Genomic DNA, 6,297 nt, shown 5'->3' on the forward strand with positions numbered 1-6,297 from the left:
TCGGCTGGGTGATGGCAATCTGTAACGCCACTTGTCTGCGACTGCAGGGGCTGGTAGGAGCTGGTAGGAGCTGACGAGTGCAACGAGGCTGCGATCTTTTGACCTTGTTTTTTTAGAAGCAAGATCAAAAGATCGCAGCCTCGTTGCACTCGGCAGCTCCTACAGGGACCGGTGCCACATTCAGAACAGGCGTGCGAGCAGGGCGGTGACGGCGGTTTCGACGCGCAGGATGCGCTCACCCAGTTGCACCGGTTGCAGGCCCGCTTTGGCCAGCAGATCGATCTCGTAGGGAATCCAGCCACCCTCGGGGCCGATGGCCAGAGTCACCGGTTCGCTCAGCGCGCGCGGGCAGGGCGGGAAATTGCCGGGATGCCCGACCAGGCCGAGGCTGCCTTCGCTAATCGCCGGCAAGCGATCCTCAACGAAAGGCTTGAAGCGTTTCTCGATGATGATCTCCGGCAGCACGGTATCCCGAGCCTGTTCAAGGCCGAGGATCAACTGCTCGCGAATCGCTTCCGGCTCCAGAAACGGCGTCTGCCAGAAGCTTTTCTCGACGCGGTAGCTGTTGACCAGAATCACCTTCGCCACACCCATGGTGGCGATGGTCTGAAATACCCGACGAAGCATTTTCGGCCGGGGCAGGGCCAGCACCAACGTCAGCGGCAACTTGTCCGGCGGTGGCTGATCGAGGCTGACGCGCAGCTCGGCCTCGCCCGCTTCCAGGCGCAACAAATCGGCAGAACCCATCAGCCCGTTGATGCGCCCGACGCGCAGGCTGTCGCCCACTTCCGAGCGATGGACTTCCTGCATGTGTGTCAGGCGTCGATCACGCAGCACTACGCGGTCGGCCGCAATGAAGTCGGCCTCTTCTAGCAGCAGCAGGTTCATGCCTGGGTCGCTGGCGGCTGGTCGTTGTGATCGTCGGCCGGGGTTTCGTCCGGGCGTTCGCGCTTGCTGACCAGCGCGCCGAAGAGGATGCCGATCTCGAACAGCATCCACATCGGCACGGCCAGCAGGGTCTGCGAGAAGATGTCCGGCGGGGTGAGGATCATGCCGACCACGAAGCAGCCGATGATCACGTACGGGCGGATCTTCTTCAGGTATTTGACGTCGACCACGCCGATCCACACCAGCAGCACCACCGCCACCGGAATCTCGAATGCCACGCCGAAGGCGAAGAACAGCGTCATGACGAAATCGAGGTAGCTGGCGATGTCGGTCATCATTTCCACACCGGCCGGGGTGGCGGCGGCGAAGAACTTGAAGATCAACGGAAACACGAAGTAATAGGCGAACGCCATGCCGGTGTAGAACAACAGGATGCTCGAGACCAGCAGCGGCACCGCGACGCGTTTTTCATGCTTGTACAGGCCCGGCGCGATAAAGCCCCAGATCTGGTGCAGGATCACCGGGATGGCGAGAAACAGCGACACCATCATTGTCAGCTTCAGCGGCGTCAGGAACGGCGACGACACGTCGGTGGCGATCATCGTTGCGCCGACCGGCAGGTACTGGCGCAGCGGCGTCGAGACGAAGGTGTAGATCTGCTGGGTAAACGCAAACAGCCCGGCAAAGATAATGAAGATCGCCGCCACGCAACGCAGCAGGCGGGTGCGCAACTCGGTGAGGTGCGAAACCAGCGGCATGTGCTGGTCGTTTTCCGGAAGATCGCTCATGGGGCTCGCGGCGGCAGTGTTGGGTCTTGAGGCGCTGGTGTAGTCGGCGCGGCATTTGAGGCCAGGTGTTCGACCGAGGTTTGCGCTGGAACGGATTCTGTCGGAGCTACAACCGGGGCAGGCGTCGCCTGCGCATGAATCGTCGGCTCAGCGGGCGGCTGCACAGGCGTCGGCTCCTGCTGAACCGGATTGAATATCTTCCGCGCCTCCTGCTCCAGCGACAGAATATGTTCGTTGTGCAGTTGCCGACGGATTTCGTCGGCACCGATTTCACGTTCAACTTCCTGTTTGATCGCGTTGAAGCTGCGCTTCAGGCGGCCGACCCACAGACCGGCGGTGCGCGCAGCGCCCGGCAGACGCTCGGGGCCGAGCACCAGCAGGGCAACGAGGCCGACGAGCAGCAGTTCAGAGAAGCTGATACCAAACATTAGTCAGTGCTCACACGTCTTTGCGAATCGGCTCTTCGACTTTCTGCGCCTGCACGTCGATGGTGTGCGGCGGATGGGCCTGAGCGGTGGTTTGCGGCTGCACCGGTGGTACCGGTTGCGCCGGCGGCGTCACGTTCGGCTCGGTTGGTTTTTCGTCGTCGTTCATGGCCTTGCGAAAGCCCTTGATCGATTCGCCAACGTCGGTGCCGAGGTTTTTCAGTTTCTTGGTACCGAACACCAGCACCACGACAATCAGAATGACGACCCAGTGTTTCCAGTCAAAAATGCCCATGTGACGATTCCTCTCTAAAAGTTGTTCAGGCGGACGGACGCGAGGCTTTCTCGACGTGTCCGGACAGGCCGAAGCGACGGTCCAGTTCATCCAGCACAGCCTGCGGATGCTGCCCCAGTTGGGCGAGCATGACCATGCTGTGGAACCACAGGTCGGCGGTCTCGTAGATCACATCGCTGCAGTCGCCGCTGACAGCGGCATCCTTGGCGGCAATGATGGTTTCAACCGACTCTTCGCCGACTTTCTCCAGAATCTTGTTCAGCCCCTTGTGATACAGGCTGGCGACATACGAACTGTCGGCGGCTGCACCTTTGCGCTCTTCGAGCACTTCGGCCAGACGGGTGAGTGTGTCACTCATGTGTGTGTCCTGCGGAGTAGATAGCGTGCGGGTCTTTCAGTACCGGATCGACGGTTTTCCAGTCGCCGTTTTCGAAGACCCGGTAAAAGCAGCTTTGCCGGCCGGTGTGGCAAGCGATGTCGCCGATCTGTTCAACCATCAGGATGATCACGTCGGCGTCACAGTCCAGCCGCATTTCATGCAGGGTCTGCACATGGCCGGACTCTTCGCCCTTGCGCCACAGCTTGCCACGGGAACGTGACCAGTAGATTGCACGATTCTCTGCGGCGGTCAGTTCCAGCGCTTCACGGTTCATCCAGGCCATCATCAACACGCGCCCGGTCTTGTGATCCTGGGCGATTGCCGGCACCAGGCCGTCAGCGTCCCACTTGATCTCGTCCAGCCAGTTTTTCATCTTCGGTTCCTGAAGCAGCTGCAAGCTATAAGCTTCAAGCTGCAAGTAAGGGCAGTGTCGCGTTCTGCCTGTCGGGCGGTTCAAGTCGCCACCCCGTCGCTTGAGGCTTGCAGCTTATAACTTGCAGCTCAAACCTGCTATCGGCGAACGACCAGATACAGACCCACCGCCAGCATGATTCCAGCCGGCCAGTGCGCCCAATCGGTCAACGGCCCTCCGGCGGCGAGGATCGCCCCGCCGGCCAGATGCGCGCAGCCGAGCAGGCGCAGGAACCAGTCGTCCCTGCGTTTGTGCCACGGCGGTGGCGGATCTTTGGCGTGGGGTTGCGACATGCGTTCGAGCAGATCGCGGGCCATGTTCGACAGGTGCGGAATCTGCTCCAGTTGGCTCTGCACGTTGCCCAGCAAGGCTTTCGGGCTGACGCGTTCGCGCATCCAGCGCTCGAGAAACGGCTGCGCGGTGTTCCACAGATCCAGGTCCGGATACAGCTGACGACCGAGGCCTTCGATGTTCAGCAGGGTTTTCTGCAGCAGCACCAATTGCGGTTGCACTTCCATGTTGAAGCGCCGCGCGGTCTGGAACAGACGCATCAGCACCTGGCCAAATGAAATATCCTTTAACGGTTTTTCGAAGATCGGTTCGCACACCGTACGGATCGCCGCTTCGAATTCGTTGAGTTTGGTTTCCGCCGGCACCCAGCCTGAGTCGATGTGCAACTGCGCGACACGGCGGTAGTCACGCTTGAAGAACGCGAACAGATTGCGCGCCAGATAATCCTGGTCTTCAGGGGTCAGGCTGCCGACGATGCCGCAGTCGATCGCAATGTATTGCGGACTCCACGGCTGCACGGTGCTGACGAAGATGTTGCCCGGGTGCATGTCGGCGTGGAAGAAACTGTCGCGAAACACCTGGGTGAAAAAGATTTCCACGCCACGCTCGGCCAGCAGCTTCATGTCGGTGCGCTGGTCGGCCAGGGTCGCCAGGTCGGTGACCTGGATGCCGTAGATACGCTCCATCACCAGCACTTTCGGACGGCACCAGTCCCAATAGACTTGTGGCACGTAGAGCAGTGGCGAGCCTTCGAAGTTACGGCGCAACTGGCTGGCGTTGGCGGCTTCGCGCAGCAGGTCGAGCTCGTCGTAGATGGTCTTTTCGTAATCCTGGACCACGTCCACCGGATGCAGCAGCCGTGCATCGGCCGACAGTCGCTCGGCGGCGCGGGCGAGGATGAACAGCCACGCCAGGTCCTGGGCAATGATCGGCTTGAGGCCCGGACGGATGACCTTGACCACCACTTCTTCGCCGCTCTTGAGCTGCGCCGCGTGAACCTGGGCCACGGAGGCCGAGGCCAGGGGCTCGACGTCGAAACGGCTGAAGACTTCGCTGATCTTCTTGCCCAGTTGCGCTTCGATCAACGCCACCGACAGCTTGGAATCGAACGGCGGCACGCGGTCTTGCAGCAGCATCAGTTCATCGGCGATGTCTTCGGGCAGCAGGTCGCGACGGGTCGAGAGGATCTGTCCGAACTTGATGAAGATCGGCCCTAGGTCCTGCAAGGCCAGGCGCAGGCGTGCGCCGCGACTCAAGTCCAGCGTTCGCCGGGGAAACCAGCGCCACGGCAGCACGAAGCGCAATGCCAATAGAAACCAGGGCAGCGGCAGGGCGAACAGCAGATCATCGAGGCGATAGCGGATCACGACGCGCTGGATGCGCAACAAACGGCGGACGGCAAGCAGCTTCATGCGTTATCGCTTGGTTTCAAGGGTTCGGGAAAGGCGCTCGAAACGCGCCTCGAGACGTTCCAGGTCAAGTTTGATCTGGTCCAGTTCATTAAAACGGGCTTGCGCTTCGCGTTGACCTACGAGAGTACGCGATTCTTCGGCCAGGTATTCACTCAGATTCTGCTCCAGGCTGGCGAAGCCCTGGCGATACCAGCGAGTGCGACTGCGCAGATGACCGCTGAGCAACTGGGTGGCCACCGGGCCGAGCCAGCGGGACACTTCGTATTCCCAATCCAGCTCCAGGTCCTGGAGAATCGCCGCCAGCTCCAGCAGCACGCCGCTGTCGCCTTCGAGCTCCACGTCAGGGTTGTGCAGCACAGCGGTCTTGTCCTTGCTCAAGGCCAGGTTCAGCAGGCTCGATGCCGGGGCGCGGAGGGTGCAGTCCGCTTCGGCTTCCCAGTGCGCGGCGAGCAACAGGCCTTCGTCACTGGGCAGGATGAACAGCTGCAATGCCGGGCTGCGGCAATCCACGGCAATGACCTTGCCGCTCAACTGCGCCAGGCGCGCGAGCGCCGTGCTGTCCAGGCGCAGTACGCGGTTGATACCGAGTTCGACGCTGGCGAGCAGGCCGGTGAGCAGCATCAGGGTTTGATACCGCGGTGCAGAGCGACGATGCCGGCGGTCATGTTGTGGTAGGTCACGCGGTCGAAACCGGCCTCGACCATCATCGACTTCAGGGTTTCCTGGTTCGGGTGCATGCGGATCGATTCGGCCAGGTAGCGATAGCTTTCCGAGTCGTTGGTGATCAGCTTGCCCATCAGCGGCATGAACGCGAACGAGTAGGCATCGTAGGCCTTGGACATCAGCGCGTTGGTCGGCTTGGAGAACTCCAGCACCAACAGGCGGCCACCGGGTTTGAGCACCCGCAGCATCGAACGCAGGGCGTCTTCCTTGTGGGTGACGTTGCGCAGGCCGAAGGCGATGGTCACGCAGTCGAAATGGTTGTCGGGGAACGGCAGTTTTTCAGCGTCGGCCTGGACGAACTCGACATTGCCGGCCACACCCAGGTCCAGCAAGCGATCGCGACCGACCTTGAGCATGGATTCGTTGATGTCGGCGAGCACCACCTGGCCGGTCGGCCCGACGATGTGGGAGAATTTTTTCGTCAGGTCGCCCGTACCGCCGGCGATGTCCAGCACGCGATTGCCGCTGCGCACGCCCGACAGTTCGATCGCGAAACGTTTCCACAGACGATGCATGCCGCCCGAGAGCAGGTCGTTCATCAAGTCATATTTGGCGGCTACCGAGTGGAAAACCTCAGCGACTTTTTCCGCCTTCTGGCTTTCCGGCACGTTCTTGAAGCCGAAGTGAGTGGTGGGTTCGGCATCGCTGCCTTTGCGCTGATCAGTCATATCGCTGTCACCAAAA

General features: G+C 61.1%; 8 protein-coding genes and 1 pseudogene. All 9 read right to left on the reverse strand.

Features of this window, described 5'->3' with window-relative positions; all coding sequences use genetic code 11:
• Positions 1–180: 180 nt before the first annotated feature.
• Positions 181–888, reverse strand: a complete 708-nt coding sequence (locus VNV36_RS06885) for a 16S rRNA (uracil(1498)-N(3))-methyltransferase (RefSeq protein WP_325717119.1) — start codon at positions 886–888, stop codon at positions 181–183.
• Positions 885–1,676: a twin-arginine translocase subunit TatC gene (gene tatC, locus VNV36_RS06890; RefSeq protein ID WP_325717120.1), complete on the reverse strand. Its 792-nt coding sequence runs from the start codon at positions 1,674–1,676 to the stop codon at positions 885–887. Before tatC ends, VNV36_RS06885 begins: the two co-directional genes overlap by 4 nt.
• Positions 1,673–2,104, reverse strand: coding sequence for a Sec-independent protein translocase protein TatB (tatB, locus tag VNV36_RS06895; RefSeq protein ID WP_325717121.1), 432 nt, complete (start codon positions 2,102–2,104; stop codon positions 1,673–1,675). Before tatB ends, tatC begins: the two co-directional genes overlap by 4 nt.
• A gap of 10 nt (positions 2,105–2,114) precedes the next feature.
• Positions 2,115–2,396: a twin-arginine translocase TatA/TatE family subunit gene (locus tag VNV36_RS06900; RefSeq protein ID WP_325717122.1), complete on the reverse strand. Its 282-nt coding sequence runs from the start codon at positions 2,394–2,396 to the stop codon at positions 2,115–2,117.
• Between the two features lie 25 nt (positions 2,397–2,421).
• Positions 2,422–2,754, reverse strand: coding sequence for a phosphoribosyl-ATP diphosphatase (locus VNV36_RS06905; protein ID WP_126359282.1), 333 nt, complete (start codon positions 2,752–2,754; stop codon positions 2,422–2,424).
• A complete protein-coding gene (hisI, locus tag VNV36_RS06910; RefSeq protein WP_007899278.1) occupies positions 2,747–3,148 on the reverse strand; it encodes a phosphoribosyl-AMP cyclohydrolase in 402 nt (133 codons plus the stop codon). Before hisI ends, VNV36_RS06905 begins: the two co-directional genes overlap by 8 nt.
• Before the next feature lie 137 nt (positions 3,149–3,285).
• A complete protein-coding gene (ubiB, locus tag VNV36_RS06915) occupies positions 3,286–4,890 on the reverse strand; it encodes a ubiquinone biosynthesis regulatory protein kinase UbiB (RefSeq protein ID WP_325717123.1) in 1,605 nt (534 codons plus the stop codon).
• A pseudogene (locus tag VNV36_RS06920) lies at positions 4,887–5,511 on the reverse strand (ubiquinone biosynthesis accessory factor UbiJ). Before VNV36_RS06920 ends, ubiB begins: the two are co-directional and overlap by 4 nt.
• Positions 5,511–6,281 (reverse strand): bifunctional demethylmenaquinone methyltransferase/2-methoxy-6-polyprenyl-1,4-benzoquinol methylase UbiE, encoded by a 771-nt coding sequence (gene ubiE / locus VNV36_RS06925; RefSeq protein WP_003196937.1) that lies wholly within the window; start codon positions 6,279–6,281, stop codon positions 5,511–5,513. The pseudogene VNV36_RS06920 and the gene ubiE overlap by 1 nt, the downstream one beginning before the upstream one ends.
• Positions 6,282–6,297: the final 16 nt, after the last annotated feature.

The organism is Pseudomonas sp., from assembly GCF_035554175.1.
In the GTDB taxonomy this organism is placed as follows: domain Bacteria; phylum Pseudomonadota; class Gammaproteobacteria; order Pseudomonadales; family Pseudomonadaceae; genus Aquipseudomonas.